Genomic DNA, 16,034 nt, shown 5'->3' with positions numbered 1-16,034 from the left:
AAGTGCTTGGTAGGTTATCTTACAGACGTGGACCAGAGCGAGAGCCCGGACGGGCTGATCACCGACGACGACTTTGCGCAGACCGTCAGGACGTGGCTGAACGAGAACCTCACCGGCGACTTCGCCCGGCTGAAAGGCAAGGGTGGCCCCGGCAGCGAGCACGAGTTCTTCGAGGAACGGCTCGCGTGGGACCGTCATCTCGCCGCGGCGGGATGGACCTGCCTCGGCTGGCCGAAGGAGCACGGCGGGCGCGGAGCCACCCTGGCGCAGCAGGTGGTGTTCCATCAGGAGTACGCGACGTCGGGGGCGCCGGCGCGGGTCAGCCACGTCGGCGAGGAACTGCTCGGCCCGACGCTCATCGCGTTCGGCACCGAGGAACAGAAGCGTCGCTTCCTTCCCGGCATCAACACCGTGACCGAACTGTGGGCGCAGGGCTATTCCGAGCCGGGCGCCGGTTCCGACCTCGCGAACGTGTCCACCACCGCGCGCCTCGACGGCGACAAGTGGGTGATCAACGGGCAGAAGGTGTGGACGTCCCTCGCGCACGTCGCCCAGTGGGCGTTCGTCGTCTGCCGTACCGAACCGGGATCCAAGCGGCACCAGGGCCTGAGCTTCCTGCTCGTCCCGCTCGACCAGCCCGGCGTCACGGTCCGGCCCATCCAGCAGTTGACCGGCACGTCCGAGTTCAACGAGGTGTTCTTCGACGACGCCGTCACCGACGCGGATCTGGTGGTCGGGGAGCCCGGCGACGGCTGGCGGGTCGCGATGGGTCTGCTCACCTTCGAGCGCGGCGTGTCCACGCTCGGGCAGCAGATCGGTTTCGCCCGCGAACTGCAGGGCGTCGTCGACCTCGCGAAGGCCAACGGTGCGGCGACCGACCCCAGCATCCGCGAGAAGATCGCCCGCGCGTGGGTCGGGCTGCGGGTGATGCGGGCACACGCCCTGCGCACCCTGGAAGCGGTCGACGCCGGGACCTCCGGCGCGGAGGCGTCCGTCGCGAAGCTGCTCTGGGCCAACTGGCACCGCGACCTCGGACAGCTGGCCATGGAAGTGCAGGGCGCGGCGTCGCTGCTCGCCCCGGCCGATCCGTCGTCCGTCGTCACGGACCCCGAACATCTGGAACTGGGCGACTGGCAGAGGCTCTTCCTCTTCACCCGCGCCGACACGATCTACGGCGGATCCAACGAGATCCAGCGCAACATCATCTCCGAGCGCGTGCTCGGACTTCCCCGAGAGGCCCGTTCATGACTACTGCTCCGCTCGCCACCGCGCCCGTCGAGACTCCGGGCCACGACCTGCTGAAAGGCAAGAAGGTCGTCGTCACCGCCGCGGCGGGCACCGGCATCGGATTCGCGTCCGCGCGACGCGCCCTGCTCGAGGGCGCCGACGTGCTGGTGTCCGACTGGCACGAGCGTCGCCTCCTCGAGACCAAGGAGAAACTGGCCGCCGAGTTCCCCGGGCAGGCGGTCGAGGCGCTGACGTGTGACGTGTCCAGTACGGAACAGGTGGACGCCTTGATCGCCGGCGCCGCCGAACGACTCGGCAGGATCGACGTGCTCGTCAACAACGCCGGACTCGGCGGCGAGACCCCGCTCGTCGACATGACGGACGAGGAGTGGGACCGCGTCCTCGACATCACGCTGAACGGAACGTTCCGGGCCACCCGCGCCGCACTGCGCTACTTCAAGGAGGCCCCGCACAACGGCGTACTGGTCAACAACGCGTCCGTCCTCGGGTGGCGGGCGCAGCACTCGCAGGCGCACTACGCGGCCGCGAAGGCCGGCGTCATGGCGCTGACCCGGTGCAGCGCGATCGAGGCCGCCGAGTACGGCGTCCGGATCAACGCCGTCGCGCCGTCCATCGCGCGGCACGCCTTCCTCGCGAAGGTGACCAGCGAAGAACTCCTCGACAAGCTGGCGTCCGACGAGGCGTTCGGCCGCGCCGCCGAGGTGTGGGAAATCGCCGCCACCATCGCCATGCTCGCCAGCGACTACACGACCTACCTCACCGGCGAGGTCGTGTCGATCTCGTCGCAGAGGGCGTAGCCGCCCTGTGCGCCTTTTTGGTAGCTCCAGCAACCAGAAAGGCGCACGGGGCCGAAGGCCCTAACAAGCGCTTGGTTGATAGGATGTGACGATGACGCCACCCCCCGCCGACGACACGTCCGGCAAGTCCGGACGCCGGACCGAACTCCTCGACATCGCGGCCACCCTGTTCGCCGAACGCGGCCTGCGGGCCACCACCGTGCGCGACATCGCCGACGCCGCGGGCATCCTGTCGGGCAGCCTGTACCACCACTTCGACTCGAAGGAGTCGATGGTCGACGAGATTCTACGGGGCTTCCTCGACGACCTGTTCGGCAAGTACCGCGAGATCGTCGCGTCCGGACTCGACAGTCGCGCGACCCTCGAAGCACTGGTCACCACGTCGTACGAGGCGATCGACGCGTCGCATTCCGCGGTCGCGATCTACCAGGACGAGGTGAAGCACCTCGTCGCCAACGAGCGTTTCGGGTACCTGTCCGAACTGAACACCGAATTCCGCGAGCTGTGGATGGGTGTGCTCGAGGCGGGTGTGAAGGACGGCAGCTTCCGGTCCGACATCGACGTCGAGCTCGCCTTTCGATTCCTCCGCGACACCGCCTGGGTCGCCGTCCGCTGGTACCGGCCCGGTGGCTCCGTCACGGTCGACACCGTGGCCAAGCAATACCTTTCGATCGTCCTCGACGGACTTGCGAGTCCCCACCACTGACTAGGAGTTTCACATGACCGAGGCCTACATCGTCGACGCCGTCCGCACACCGATCGGCAAGAAGAACGGCGGCCTGTCCGGCGTGCATCCCGCCGACCTGGGCGCGCACGTCATCAAGGCCCTCGTCGAGCGCACGGGCATCGACCCGGCCGGTGTCGATGACGTCGTCTTCGGTTGCGTCGACGCGATCGGCGGGCAGGCGGGCAACATCGCCCGCACCGCGTGGCTGGCTGCCGGCTACCCGGAAGAGGTCCCGGGCGTCACGGTGGACCGGCAGTGCGGGTCGAGTCAGCAGGCCGTGCACTTCGGTGCGCAGGCGATCCTGAGCGGCACCGCCGACCTGATCGTCGCAGGCGGTGTGCAGAACATGAGCCAGATCCCGATCGCCTCGGCGATGATGGTCGGTCAGCAGTACGGATTCGACACCCCGTTCGGCGGATCGACGGGCTGGACGGAACGCTACGGCGACCAGGAAGTGTCGCAGTTCAACGGCGCCGAACTGATCGCGGACAAGTGGGACATCAGCCGCGAGGAACTCGAGCGCTGGGCGTTGCAGAGCCACGAGCGGGCGCGGACGGCCATCGCCGAAGGTCGCTTCGACCGCGAGATCGTCCCGTTCGGTGACGTGACGACGGACGAGGGTCCCCGCGAGACCAGCCTCGAGAAGATGGCGGCGCTGAAGACCCTCACCGACGGGGGACGTCTCACGGCCGCAGTCGCGAGCCAGATCTCCGACGGTGCGAGTGCGGTGCTGCTGGCCTCACCGGAAGCGGTCGAGAGGTACGGCCTGACTCCCCGTGCCCGCATCCACCATCTCAGCGCCCGGGGCGCCGACCCGATCTTCATGCTCAGCGCCCCGATCCCGGCCACGCGTTACGCGCTGGAAAAGACGGGCCTGAGCATCGACGACATCGACCTGATCGAGATCAACGAGGCCTTCGCGCCGGTCGTCCTCGCATGGATCAAGGAGATCGGCGCCGACCCGGCGAAGGTCAACGTCAACGGCGGCGCGATCGCCCTCGGCCACCCACTCGGCGCGACCGGCACTAAGCTGATGGCCACCCTCCTCAACGAACTCGAGCGCACCGGAGGCCGCTACGGTCTGCAGACCATCTGCGAAGGCGGCGGCACTGCCAACGCCACCATCATCGAACGCCTGTGAGTACTTGTTAACCGCGGGCGGTTAACAAGAACTCACAGGTCAGGTGCGGGCGTGACCGGCGATGTCCTCCGTGAACGCCTGCATCATCTCGGCGGTGAGGGTGGGACGCACCGTGCCGATCACGTCCAGGTAGTCCTGGGTGCCGGCATGGCAGCGTCCACCCGAGTCGACGCTGCACTCGAACGTCGCCTGCGCAACGGTCCGTGCCGCGTGCGCGACGTCGGCGGGCGTGTAGCCCTCGGTCGCGGCGACGAGGGCGGACACGTCGACCTGCTCGTTGCCGAGGTAGCGCTCCCACAGGGCGTGCCGGGCCTCCGCGTCGGGCGCGCCGATCGGCAGCACGTAGTCGAAACGTCCGTGACGTAGGAACGCATCATCCAGTGCACGAACGGAATTGGTGGCGCACACCAGCAACCGTCCGCCGCGTTCACGGAAGTGGACGATCGACTTCAGCAGTTCGTTCACCACCCCTACGGACTGCGATCCGGGCCGGCGCCGCGCCGCCACCTCCTCCACCTCGTCGATGAAGACGACGACGTGCTCGAGTTCGCCCATCGACGTGAACGCCTCCCCGAGACCGGCGGCGAGACCGTTCTCGCCGGCCGCGAGCCGCGACGGGAACAGCTCGACGAACGGCCAGCCGAGCCGGCTGGCGATGGCACGCGCGAACGTCGTCTTCCCGGTTCCCGGTGGTCCGAACAGGACCACGGCGCGCGGCGGTGCCACGCCGTGGTCGGCGGCCAGCGCGGGCCGCGACAGCGGGAGCACGATCTTGCGTTCGATCAGCGATTTCTCCCGCGTCATGCCGGCGACCTGTTTCCACAGTCCGGCGGGCGGTACCGCGCCGCCGAGCGTCGCCAGGACCCCGGCCGTGCGGGGCGACACCGTCCCGAGTTTCTCGTAGTACGTGACTCCGCTGCGGGCGGTGAATCCGGAATTGCTCAGCGCGGTGGCACCGGTCTCCCCTTCGGGGAGGAGGGCGGCCACCCGTCGCACTCCTCTGGCGAGGAGCCGGTGCTCGAGCTGCGACAACAGGGCGCTGCCGAGCCCTTGCCCACGCCATTCGGGATCGAGGGAGATCCGCATGACCCAGGCGCGGTCCTCGTCGACGCGAGCGACCGCCGTCCCGATGATGTGCCCGTCCCTCGTCGCGACGACCGCGGGGTGACGGTTCAACAGACTCCCCACCACGTCCGAGAGTGCGAACAGGGGCAGTTGGTCCGTGGTGGTGGAACTGCTGTCCATGCGCACGACAGCCTCGAGATCCTCCGGTTCGAAGTCTCGGATGGTCCAGGCGTCCATGCGCCCTCCCTGAAGTGGATGGCGGATCCTCAGACTACGTCTGCCGGGAGTACTTATTAACCGCCCGCGGTTAATAAGTACTCACGGGCCGCGAAGCGCTACGCTCGAATCCACAGGTGACGAGTCCTGAACGGGGCCGTGATGCACGAGTTGGCAATCACCCAGAGCGTCGTCGACGCCGTCTGCGAGACCGCCGCGGGACGGACGGTCCACAGTGTGCGCGTACAGGTGGGGGCGTTGACGGCCGTGGTCGCCGATTCGATGCAGTTCTGTTTCGAACTGGTCACCGAAGGGACCGTCGCGCACGGTGCCCGTCTCGACATCGACCACACCCCGGGCGGTGCGCACTGCCGTGAGTGCGGCGAGGATTTCGCGCTCACGGACCTGGTGTTGCTGTGCCCGTGCGGAAGTGCGGACGTGGAGGTCACGTCGGGTCGGGAACTACGAATCCTCTCTATGGAAGTGAGCTGACGCAAATGTGTGCCACCTGTGGATGCGGAGACGAGACCGGAACCAGGATCACGGTGCCCCACGAGCACCCGCACGACCACGAGCACGACCACCCGCACGACCACGACCACCCGCACGACCACCCGCATGACCACGAGCACCCGCATACTCACGAACACCCCCACGAGCAGGCGACCGAGACGGTGACCCTCGAGCAGAAGGTGCTGGCGAAGAACGACCTCACTGCGGAGCGCAACCGGGGCTGGCTGGCCGGACGTGGGGTGCTCGCGCTGAACGTGATGAGCTCGCCGGGATCGGGGAAGACGACGCTGCTCGAACGCACCATCGCCGACATCGGTGGGCAGCGACGCGTCTCGGTGGTGGAGGGCGACCAGGAGACGATGCTCGACGCCAACCGCATCAAGGCGACGGGATGTGCTGTGGTGCAGGTGAACACGGGCGCGGGATGTCACCTTGACGCGGAGATGATGCGGGACGCTCTGACCGCCCTCGACCCCGAGCCGAACTCGCTGCTGTTCGTCGAGAACGTGGGGAACCTCGTCTGTCCGGCACTGTTCGATCTCGGTGAGAAGAGCCGGGTGGTGGTGATCTCGGTGACCGAGGGGACGGACAAGCCGCTCAAGTATCCGCACATGTTCGCGGCGGCGAACCTGGTGATCGTGAACAAGGCGGACCTGTTGCCGTACGTGGACTTCGACGTCGATCTCTGCACGAAATACGCCCGGTCGGTGAACCCCGACCTGCAGGTGATCACGTTGTCGGCGACGACGGGTCAGGGCATTGCGCAGTGGTACGACTGGATTGCGAAGCAATGACGCCCCTACACGACGGGGTCGAACTGCCCGGTGCGACGCGCCGAGGACCGTTGACATCCGCTCGACGGCGGAGCTAAATAAATATCAGCGCCACACAGGTGGGCCGACGGTCGACTCCGGTGGCGACAGGAGTTGTGTTCACTCCGGAAAGCGACCTGATATGCCGACACAGGAAGCAATCAACGCCGAGGACACCCTGATTCACGTGCTGTGGATCAATGCGGGACTCAGTTGCGACGGCGATTCGGTGGCCTTGACGGCTGCGACGCAGCCCAGTGTCGAGGAGATTGCTCTGGGAGCCCTGCCGGGCCTGCCCAAAGTGGCCGTTCACTGGCCGCTGATCGACTTCGAGAACGGCCCCGAGGGCGGCGCCGACGACTTCCTGGAGTGGTTCTGGAAGGCGGATCGCGGCGAGCTCGAACCGTTCGTCCTGGTGGTGGAGGGTTCCATCCCGAACGAGCAACTTCACGACGAGGGCTACTGGTGCGGTTTCGGCAACAATCCCGAGACCGGTCAGCCGGTGACGACGAGTGAATGGCTCGATCGTCTCGCTCCGAAGGCGACGGCGATCGTTGCGGCCGGGACGTGCGCCACATACGGCGGTATCCACGCGATGGCGGGTAACCCGACCGGTGCGATGGGCGTTCCCGACTATCTCGGCTGGGATTGGAAGTCGAAGGCGGGCATCCCGATCGTCTGTGTTCCCGGCTGCCCGATCCAACCGGACAATCTGTCGGAGACGCTGACGTATCTCCTCTACATGGCCACCGAGCAGGCGCCCATGATTCCGCTCGACGACGCTCTGCGTCCGCAGTGGCTGTTCGGGGCGACGGTGCACGAGGGCTGCGACCGCGCCGGCTACTACGAGCAGGGTGATTTCGCCACCGAGTACGGCTCGCCCAAGTGCATCGTGAAGCTGGGGTGCTGGGGTCCGGTCGTCAAGTGCAACGTCCCGAAGCGGGGCTGGATCAACGGTGTCGGTGGGTGCCCGAATGTGGGCGGTATCTGCATCGGGTGCACGATGCCGGGATTCCCGGACAAGTTCATGCCGTTCATGGACGAACCGCCGGGCGGCAAGATCTCCACTGCGGCGTCCGGACTGTACGGATCCGCCATTCGGAGTCTCCGCAAGATCACCAAGACCACCTTGGACAAAGAGCCGCACTGGCGCAGTCGCGGTACGAAACTGACCACGGGCGCCACACGCACCTGGTAGTCCCGCTCGGGGTCTCGGGCGGTAGTCCGCCGGCCTCGAACACTGAGAGGTACGTCGATGACAACGATCATTCCGGAACCTTCGCACAAGTCGGAATCCGACGGCCTGGTCGAGATGGCGTGGGATCCGATCACGCGCATCGTGGGCAGCCTGGGCATCTACACGAAAATCGATTTCAAGCAGAAGGAAGTCGTGGAGTGCCACAGCACCTCGTCGATCTTCCGCGGCTATTCGATCTTCATGAAGGGTAAGGACCCGCGCGACGCCCACTTCATCACCAGCCGCATCTGCGGCATCTGTGGTGACAACCATGCGACGTGTTCGTGTTACACCCAGAACATGGCCTACGGCGTGCAGCCCCCGCACATCGGCGAGTGGATCGTCAACCTCGGCGAGGCCGCGGAATACATGTTCGACCACAACATCTTCCAGGAGAACCTCGTCGGTGTGGACTTCTGCGAGAAGATGGTCTCCGAGACCAATCCGGGGGTGCTCGCGCAGGCCGAGAAGACGGAGGCGCCGCACGCCGGCGAGCACGGCTACAAGACCATCGCCGACATCATGCGTTCGCTCAACCCGTTCACCGGCGAGTTCTATCGGGAGGCGTTGCAGGTCAGCCGGTGGACGCGAGAGATGTTCTGCCTCATGGAAGGTCGGCACGTCCATCCGTCCACCCTGTATCCGGGTGGCGTGGGCACGGTCGCGACGATCCAGTTGATGACCGATTACACGACGCGTCTGATGCGCTACGTGGAGTTCATGAAGAAGGTCGTCCCCATGCACGACGACCTGTTCGACTTCTTCTACGAGGCGATGCCCGGCTACGAGAAGGTCGGCCTGCGCCGGACGCTCCTCGGCTGCTGGGGGTCCTTCCAGGATCCCGCGGTGTGCAACTTCTCCTACAAGGACATGGAGAAGTGGGGACGGGCCATGTTCGTCACGCCCGGCATCGTGGTGGACGGCAAACTGATCACGACGTCCCTCGTCGACATCAATCTGGGTATCCGAATCCTGCTGGGCAGTTCGTATTACGACGACTGGACCGACCAGGAGATGTTCGTGAAGAACGATCCGCTCGGGAACCCGGTCGACCGCAGGCATCCGTGGAACCAGCACACCAACCCGCACCCGCAGAAACGCGACATGGAAGACAAGTACAGCTGGGTGATGTCGCCGCGGTGGTTCGACGGCACCGACCATCTCGCGCTGGACACCGGCGGCGGGCCGTTGGCCCGACTCTGGAGTACCGCCCTCGCGGGCCTCGTCGACATCGGGTACGTGCAGTCGACCGGTCACAGCGTGAAGATCAACCTGCCGAAGACCGCGCTGAAGGGCCCGGTCGAGTTCGAATGGAAGATCCCGCAGTACGGCAGCAACACGATCGAGCGTGACCGGGCGCGGACCTACTTCCAGGCGTACGCGGCGGCGTGTGCGCTGCACTTCGCGGAGAAGGCGCTCGCCGAGATCCGGGCCGGGCACACGAAGACGTGGGAGAAGTTCGAGGTCCCCGACGAGGGCATCGGCTGCGGCTTCACGGAGGCGGTGCGCGGAGTCCTGTCGCACCACATGGTCATTCGCGATGGCAAGATCGCGAACTACCACCCGTATCCGCCGACCCCATGGAACGCCAATCCCCGCGACAGCTTCGGTACGCCGGGGCCGTACGAGGACGCGGTGCAGGGTCAGCCGATCTTCGAGGAGAACGATCGGGAGCACTTCAAGGGCATCGACATCATGCGGACCGTCCGCAGTTTCGATCCCTGCCTGCCCTGTGGCGTGCACATGTATCTCGGCGAGGGAAAGACGCTGGAGAAGCTGCATTCGCCCACCCAGTCCGTGACCGGCGAGTGACGAGGTACGCATGGAGAGTGGCGGATCGGAGACGTGGGGGAGTGACGAAGTAGGAGACGACCCCGATCGGTGGCGGACAGCCGGCGAGAGGATCGACAGCCTGTTGGACGCGAGTTCGACAGGCGGCTCGGTGGCACGTGAGCGCGCCGAGCAACTGGTCCGCGAGGTGGTCGAACTCTACGGCGCCGGGCTGCAGCGTGTCCTCGAGATCATCGGTGAACGCGACGACGACCTCGTCGAACGACTCGCCGCCGACGAACTCGTGGCCAGTCTGCTGCTGGTGAACGGACTCCATCCGCACGACGTCGAGACGAGGGTCGCGACAGCACTCGACAGTGTGCGCCCCTATCTGGGCTCCCACGGCGGCGACGTCGAACTGCTCGGCGTGGTGGAGGGTGTGGTGCGGCTTCGGCTGACCGGCAGTTGTCAGAGCTGTCCGTCCTCGGCGGTGACGTTGGAACTCGCCGTCAAGGACGCCGTGCTGGCCGCCGCACCGGAGACCGTGGATATCGAGGTGGTGGGTGCCACCCCCGCGGCCGGGTCCGGGCTGATTGCCGCGGAATCACTGTTCTCCCATGTTCATCCGGACGGGTCCGACGGATCGAGTGGCACCGGGACATGGGTGTCGGTGCCCGAACTCGAGGACCTCGCGCCCGGTGAGGTGGCCGGATTCTCCGTGGCCGGGCTCCCGATTCTGGTGTGCCGGATCGGGGAGCAGTTGTTCGCCTACCGCGACCGCTGCGCCGCCTGCACCAACTCGCTGGCCGGGGCCACGCTGCAACGGAAGGCGGGCGGGCAGGTGGGGGACGCGGTGCTGCGCTGTCCGTCGTGCCGGGCACACTTCGACCCGCGCCGGGCGGGCCTCCGCCTGGACGGCGACGCCGATGCCGAACCGCTTTCGCCGCTGCCGGTCCTCGTGCGTGACGGGGTCGTGTCCGTCGCGGTGCCCGCCGCGGAGGTGGCGTGATGAGCCCGTCAGGGAACGGGCTGCGCATCCTGCAGCGCATCGCGTCCGAGCGGCCCGCACCGGTGGTCGGGGAACGGTGCGACATGTGCGCCGTGCCGATCGCCGACGCGCATCAGCACGTCGTGAACGTTCAGGACCGGCAACTGATGTGCGTGTGCCGTGGGTGCTACCTGCTGTTCACCGACGAGAGCGCCGAACTGCGCTTCCGGGCCGTCCCGGAACGCTACCTGTCGTTCCCCGACTTCGAACTCGCACCGGGTCGCTGGGATGAACTGGAGATCCCCGTCGGGCTCGCCTTCGTGTTCCGGAACTCCTTGCTGGCCAAGACCGTCGCCTTCTATCCCGGTCCGGCAGGCGCCACCGAGTCGGAGCTGCCCCTCGACGCCTGGGACGGCGTCCTCGCGGCCAACCCGGTGCTCGGCGGGCTGTCCGCCGACACGGAGGCGTTGCTGCTGCGGGTCCCCGAACACGGTGGCGGCGACCCCGAGTGCTACCTCGTCCCAATCGACGCCTGCTACCAGCTGGTGGGCGAATTGCGGCAGGTGTGGCGGGGATTCGACGGCGGCCAGGACGCCCGCCGGGTCATCGACACGTTCTTCGAGACGGTGCGTGCGCGCAGTCGCGTCGCGAAGGAGCCGACGTGACCGAATTGTCGTTCCACGTGGAGGACGTGTTCCCGGAACCGTTCGCGGTTGCGCCGAATCTCACTGCGCGAGTTGAGGTGACGGAGTCCAGCGGTGCCGCCGTGCACGCGATGGCCGTCCGGTGCCAGGTCCGTATCGACCCGCAACGCCGCCGCTACACGGACGGTGAGGCGGAGGGCCTCCTCGATCTGTTCGGGCCCCGCGAGCGGTGGACGGCCACGCTCAAACCCTTCCAATGGATGCAGACCAGCACCGTGGCCCAGGGGTTCACCGGGTCGAGTGTGGTGGAGTTGCCGCTGCCGTGCACGTACGACTTCGAGGTCACGGCCTCGAAGTATCTGCACGCCCTGGACGAGGCCGGGTCGACGGTGCCGCTGGTGTTCCTGTTCAGCGGGACGGTCTTCACCCGCGGCGTCGCCGGTTTCGGGGTGGAACGGATCCCGTGGGACCGCGAGTCGACCTACGACCTGCCGGTCGGCGTGTGGCGCGAACTGGTTCGGGCGCACTACCCGAACACGGGGTGGGTGCGCCTCGACCACGACACGCTCGCCGCGCTGGCGCGCTACAAGGCGGCGCACGGTCTGATCGGACTGGACGTCGCCATTTCGGACCTGCTGCAGGGAGCCGGGGAGGTGATCGCATGATCTCCCCGGCGTCCCTGCAGCGAGTACGTGCCGTGGCCGACGCGGTCCTGTACGAGGGCTACCTGCTGTATCCGTATCGTGCGAGTTCGTCGAAGAATCAGTCGCGGTGGCAGTTCGGCGTCCTCGGACCGTCGGGTGCGGCGAAGTCGGGGGTCGGCGAGGAACCGCGCATGTCCTGTCAGACCCTGATGCGGGCAGGCACCGGAGCGGGGGTGAACGTCACCCTCCGATTCCTGCAGCTTCAGGTGCGCAGCATCGAACGCGCGGTGGCGGACTCGGCGGAGTTCGTTCCCGTCGACGAACTGACCGTCGCGGGCGCGAGCTGGCTCAGCTGGGACGAGGCGGTGGAGCGCGAATTCGATCTCGGCATCCTGCGCCCCGCGGAGTGGCCGGGCGAACGCAACCTCGACGTCCACATCGACGGCGGCACGGAGGTGGAGGAACTGCGGGGCGAGGACGGATCCCTCGCCGGCCGGGTGGTGCGCACCCGGTGGCCCGCACACGCCGTCGTGACGGTGGGCAGCGACGGCGTCGACGGGCTGAACCGGGTGCGGGTGTCGGTCGAGAACGTGACCACCGCGCAAGACGCCGCCGGCTGGGACACCGAACCGCGGGACGCGGGAGTCTGGGGCAAGGATTCGGCGATCCGGCAGTCGCTGATCGGCGCCCATCTGATCCTGGCGGCCGAGAACACCGAGTTCGTCTCACTCCTCGAACCTCCCGCGGAGGCGGAGCAACTCGCGGGCACGTGCGCGCACGAACGGTGCTACCCGGTGCTGGCCGGGCTGCCGGGGGAGACGGACCTCGTCCTGGTGTCGCCGATCATCCTGTACGACCACCCCGAGGTGGCCGAGCAGAGCGACGGGGCACTGTTCGACGCCACCGAGATCGACGAGATCCTCACACTGCGCGTCATGACCCTCACCGAGGAGGAGAAGCGACAGGCCCGCGCCACCGACCCGCTCGCCGCCCAGATCATCGACCGGTGCGACCAGATGTCGCCGGCGACGCTCGCCCAGATGCACGGCATCCTCCGAGATCCGCACCTCCCGGACCCGGGCCTCCCCGACATGGGTCTCGTCCCGGAACTGACCGACGACACGCCGTGGTGGGATCCGGACGCCGACACAGCCGTTCGCCCCGACGTCGACGGCGTGATCGTGAACGGCGTCCGGGTGGCGAAGGGCACTGTCGTGCGGATCCACCCGTCGCGGCGCGCCGACGCCCAGGACCTGTTCTTCGCGGGACAGCTGGCTCGCGTGGTGACCGTGCACGCCGACGTCGACGGTGGCACCCACGTCGGCGTCGTGCTGGAGGACGACCCTGCGTCGGAGTTGCACGAGTGGTACGGACGGTACCTGTACTTCGCCCCGGACGAGGTGGAGCCGGTCTCGGCAGACACCGGAAAGGATGGACAGCCATGAAGATTCTCGGAGAGATGACCACCGCGGCTCTGGCGTTGGTTGCGGTCGCGGGTGTCGCGATCGCCGTCATCGCGATACCCGACATCAGGCGATATCTGCGTATCCGGAAAATGTGAGACGCACGTGACGGTGGGCAGGCGGGTTCTGGTTGCCGGTGTGGGCAACATCTTCTTCGGCGACGACGGTTTCGGACCCGAGGTGCTGCGCGGGGTCGCGACGAGGTCGCTGCCGCCGGGCGTCCGCGCCGTCGACTTCGGCATTCGTGGAACGCATCTGGCCTACGAGTTGCTCGACGGGTGGGGCGCCCTGCTGCTGGTGGATGCGGTGCCCGGCCGCGGAGAGCCCGGTGCGCTGAGGGCGTTCGAGGTGGGACCCGATTCCGTCCCGGTTGCGCCGCTGGACGCGCACAGCATGGATCCGGGGGCGGTGTTCGGGAGCCTACGCGCGCTCGGCGGAACCCTGCCGCGGACCGTGGTCCTCGGCTGCCAGGTGGCGAACACCGGCGAGGGAATCGGGCTCTCACCGCGGGTCGAGGCCGCCGTAGGACCGGCCGTCGGCATGGTGTTCGAGATCGTGGATCAACTGCTGGAGTCCGACTCCGCGGCAACGCTGCAACCGGACGGGACGGAGGGCTGAATCATGTGTCTCGGTATTCCCGGTCAGGTGGTGCGCATGTTGGAGGGCTACGGCAATCAACTCGCGCTCGTCGACGTCGTCGGCGAACAGCGCAAGGTGAACGTCGGCATGCTGCCCGAGGACGTCCGCCTGGAACCGGGCGACTGGATCGTCATCCACATGGGTTTCGCCATGGAGAAGGTGGACGAGGCGGGCGCCGAGAAGGCGATGGCCGGGCTGGAGATGATGGGGCGGTCGCGGACGGCCGACGACGACTGACGGCGCAGATCACCGCATCCCGGCCTCACGGACGTCCGGTGGTCCGGCGACGAAGTCGCGTGCCCGGTTCCAGCGGGCGTGGTAGCGCTCGCCGAATCGTGACCGGGCACGGGCCATCCGGCGCGGTTTGTTCGGGTAGCGGCGCATCGCCCACCAGGAGTCGGGTTTGGCGAGGCGGATGGCGCCGATGATCGCCACCGGCTGGAACACGATCCCCACGATCCCGGTGACGAACTTGCCCTTGAGCATGCAGATCACCGAGATGGCGAGAGAGATGGCCAGATAGCCGATCGACGACCACCACTCCGGGGTGCCGATCCGGCCGGTCACGAGTTCGGCGCCGCCGATCATAAGACCGGTGATCATGAGCGCGCAGAAGATCGCGTCCACCGACTTCCGGCCGGACGTGCTCCAGTACACGTCGTCGAGGTGCACCCACAGCGCGAACTCGTCGAAGGTGAGTGCGAGGCCCACTCCGAAGAGGGCGGCGAACACGTTGAGCGCAGTGCCCTCCGGGGTGGTGGCGATCAGTGCCAGCCCGGCCAGCGTCATGAACAGGATCCCGAAGACCTGGTGGTGCAGGTGCACTCCGCCGACGGTGATGTCGTTGATCAGCCCGCCCCCCGACTCCGCGCCGTCGTCCGTGGGCGCCGCTCCCGACCGCGACCGGATACGGCGGGTGATGGTCCGGGTGACGACGAACGTGACCAGGACCGCGAAGAACAACCACATCATGGGAAACAGGACCACTACCCGGCTGTCGCCTTCGGTGTCCACGACGATCTCGGCGAGAAGGGCCATCTCGACACTCCGTCAGGTGGGGGAAATCATCCTCTATCCGGGTATACACCCCGCTCGCGGACGGCGGACGAAGACTGGGTGTTCGTCCCTGGACTCGTCGACGGACGTCACGCCGGGAAGTGGTCCAAAGGACCGTGACCGACGGTCGCAGCCGTGGCGGTCCACAGGCGGGTGGGGTCGTACCAGTGGTCGCGGCCGATCAGGTCGAGATGTCGTTCGGTGAGACCGTGCCGGGCGCCGGCGGTCACCGCGTCGTCGAAGGTGAGACTCGTGGCGGGCAAACGGAGGCGGCCCGAGTCCGCGAGTGCCTGCCCGAGTTTGCGGACGGTCACCGGGTCGGGGTGGCAGGCGTGGAACACCTCGCCGTTGCGTGCGGGGTACTGCGCGGCGAGGGCGGCGAGGAGTCGGGCGAGGTCGTTCACCGCGATGATCGAGATCCGGGATCGTCCCTCGTCGACCCAGGCCCCCAACGTCTCGACGATCCGGATGAAGCCGGGGACGAACCAGCGGTCGCCGGGGCCGTGGACGAAGCCGGGCCGGACGACGCAACCACCCCGTTCGAGGACGCGGTGTTCGGCGGCCAGCCTGCTCGCGCTCAGCGCCGAGACGGGTGCGGGCGTGGCCTCGTACTCGCCGATTCCGCTGTGCGGTCCGGACCCGTACACGCCGATGGTGCTGACGTAGATCACCCGGCTGATGCCGTTCCGGGCCGCGGCGGCAAGCAGATTCTCGGTGCCCGCGACGTTGACGGCGACGCAGTGCGCCGGGTCGTTCCCGGTATAGGAGGCGGCATGGATCACGACATCGGCGCCGGTGAGCGCTGTTTCGAGGCTCGCCGGATCGGTCAGATCCGCCCGGGCCGACACGACGCCCGGAATGTCGGTGTGTGGAGGTGTGCGCGCCACCGCGGTGCACTGGATTCCGGCCGACGCCAGTGCCGTCACGGTGGCCGATCCGACGAAGCCCGTGGCCCCCACCACCGCGACACGGACCGGCGTGGAACGTGTTCGACCGCGGGCGGTCGCGGTCGACGCTGGTACCGTCTCTCCGGGCAATGGGCGCGTAGTCCGCGCTTTCATCGTCATCGTTCTT

18 protein-coding genes are annotated in these 16,034 nt (G+C 67.4%); 15 read left to right on the top strand and 3 right to left on the bottom strand.

Annotation, left to right across the window (positions count from 1 at the left end; translation table 11 throughout):
• Window positions 1–27: 27 nt before the first annotated feature.
• The 4 genes from AC1D1G_RS04055 (at window position 28) to AC1D1G_RS04040 (ending at window position 3,913) form a co-directional block, all read left to right on the top strand.
• Window positions 28–1,248 (top strand): acyl-CoA dehydrogenase family protein, encoded by a 1,221-nt coding sequence (locus AC1D1G_RS04055; RefSeq protein WP_477951298.1) that lies wholly within the window; start codon window positions 28–30, stop codon window positions 1,246–1,248.
• Entirely contained in the window at window positions 1,245–2,045 is an 801-nt protein-coding gene (locus AC1D1G_RS04050; protein WP_283330475.1) for an SDR family oxidoreductase, read from the top strand. Before AC1D1G_RS04055 ends, AC1D1G_RS04050 begins: the two co-directional genes overlap by 4 nt.
• A 91-nt stretch (window positions 2,046–2,136) precedes the next feature.
• On the top strand, window positions 2,137–2,751 hold the full coding sequence (locus tag AC1D1G_RS04045; RefSeq protein ID WP_283330476.1) for a TetR/AcrR family transcriptional regulator: 615 nt from the start codon (window positions 2,137–2,139) through the stop codon (window positions 2,749–2,751).
• A gap of 13 nt (window positions 2,752–2,764) precedes the next feature.
• Window positions 2,765–3,913, top strand: a complete 1,149-nt coding sequence (locus AC1D1G_RS04040) for an acetyl-CoA C-acetyltransferase (protein WP_280778942.1) — start codon at window positions 2,765–2,767, stop codon at window positions 3,911–3,913.
• Between the two features lie 39 nt (window positions 3,914–3,952).
• Here the strand turns inward: AC1D1G_RS04040 and AC1D1G_RS04035 are convergent, their stop codons facing one another.
• Entirely contained in the window at window positions 3,953–5,215 is a 1,263-nt protein-coding gene (locus AC1D1G_RS04035) for an ATP-binding protein (RefSeq protein ID WP_283330477.1), read from the bottom strand.
• 141 nt (window positions 5,216–5,356) lie between these two features.
• On the opposite strand from AC1D1G_RS04035, the gene hypA reads away from it, so the two are divergent.
• The 11 genes from hypA (at window position 5,357) to AC1D1G_RS03980 (ending at window position 14,141) form a co-directional block, all read left to right on the top strand.
• Window positions 5,357–5,686 (top strand): hydrogenase maturation nickel metallochaperone HypA, encoded by a 330-nt coding sequence (gene hypA, locus AC1D1G_RS04030; protein WP_005244680.1) that lies wholly within the window; start codon window positions 5,357–5,359, stop codon window positions 5,684–5,686.
• A gap of 5 nt (window positions 5,687–5,691) precedes the next feature.
• On the top strand, window positions 5,692–6,501 hold the full coding sequence (gene hypB / locus AC1D1G_RS04025; protein WP_477951295.1) for a hydrogenase nickel incorporation protein HypB: 810 nt from the start codon (window positions 5,692–5,694) through the stop codon (window positions 6,499–6,501).
• 160 nt (window positions 6,502–6,661) lie between these two features.
• Window positions 6,662–7,717, top strand: coding sequence for an NADH-quinone oxidoreductase subunit B family protein (locus tag AC1D1G_RS04020; RefSeq protein ID WP_005244678.1), 1,056 nt, complete (start codon window positions 6,662–6,664; stop codon window positions 7,715–7,717).
• 57 nt (window positions 7,718–7,774) lie between these two features.
• Complete coding sequence (locus AC1D1G_RS04015) at window positions 7,775–9,568, top strand: nickel-dependent hydrogenase large subunit (RefSeq protein WP_005258616.1); 1,794 nt, start codon at window positions 7,775–7,777, stop codon at window positions 9,566–9,568.
• Between the two features lie 10 nt (window positions 9,569–9,578).
• Entirely contained in the window at window positions 9,579–10,535 is a 957-nt protein-coding gene (locus tag AC1D1G_RS04010) for a NifU family protein (protein WP_283330479.1), read from the top strand.
• Entirely contained in the window at window positions 10,535–11,179 is a 645-nt protein-coding gene (locus tag AC1D1G_RS04005; protein WP_283352945.1) for a DUF5947 family protein, read from the top strand. The genes AC1D1G_RS04010 and AC1D1G_RS04005 overlap by 1 nt, the downstream gene beginning before the upstream one ends.
• On the top strand, window positions 11,176–11,823 hold the full coding sequence (locus tag AC1D1G_RS04000; protein ID WP_283352946.1) for a DUF6084 family protein: 648 nt from the start codon (window positions 11,176–11,178) through the stop codon (window positions 11,821–11,823). Before AC1D1G_RS04005 ends, AC1D1G_RS04000 begins: the two co-directional genes overlap by 4 nt.
• Window positions 11,820–13,247, top strand: coding sequence for a hypothetical protein (locus AC1D1G_RS03995; RefSeq protein ID WP_477951290.1), 1,428 nt, complete (start codon window positions 11,820–11,822; stop codon window positions 13,245–13,247). Before AC1D1G_RS04000 ends, AC1D1G_RS03995 begins: the two co-directional genes overlap by 4 nt.
• On the top strand, window positions 13,244–13,363 hold the full coding sequence (locus tag AC1D1G_RS03990) for a DUF6893 family small protein (RefSeq protein ID WP_397517833.1): 120 nt from the start codon (window positions 13,244–13,246) through the stop codon (window positions 13,361–13,363). The genes AC1D1G_RS03995 and AC1D1G_RS03990 overlap by 4 nt, the downstream gene beginning before the upstream one ends.
• A gap of 7 nt (window positions 13,364–13,370) precedes the next feature.
• Complete coding sequence (locus tag AC1D1G_RS03985; RefSeq protein WP_280778935.1) at window positions 13,371–13,883, top strand: hydrogenase maturation protease; 513 nt, start codon at window positions 13,371–13,373, stop codon at window positions 13,881–13,883.
• Between the two features lie 3 nt (window positions 13,884–13,886).
• Complete coding sequence (locus AC1D1G_RS03980; RefSeq protein ID WP_283330482.1) at window positions 13,887–14,141, top strand: HypC/HybG/HupF family hydrogenase formation chaperone; 255 nt, start codon at window positions 13,887–13,889, stop codon at window positions 14,139–14,141.
• A gap of 9 nt (window positions 14,142–14,150) precedes the next feature.
• Here the strand turns inward: AC1D1G_RS03980 and AC1D1G_RS03975 are convergent, their stop codons facing one another.
• Entirely contained in the window at window positions 14,151–14,942 is a 792-nt protein-coding gene (locus AC1D1G_RS03975; RefSeq protein ID WP_283330483.1) for a hypothetical protein, read from the bottom strand.
• Between the two features lie 107 nt (window positions 14,943–15,049).
• Window positions 15,050–16,027, bottom strand: a complete 978-nt coding sequence (locus tag AC1D1G_RS03970; RefSeq protein WP_317570221.1) for an NAD-dependent epimerase/dehydratase family protein — start codon at window positions 16,025–16,027, stop codon at window positions 15,050–15,052.
• Between the last annotated feature and the right edge of the window lie 7 nt (window positions 16,028–16,034).

Source organism: Rhodococcus sp. P3_B8, from assembly GCF_056402775.1.
This window is presented reverse-complemented; position numbering and strand designations above follow the sequence as displayed.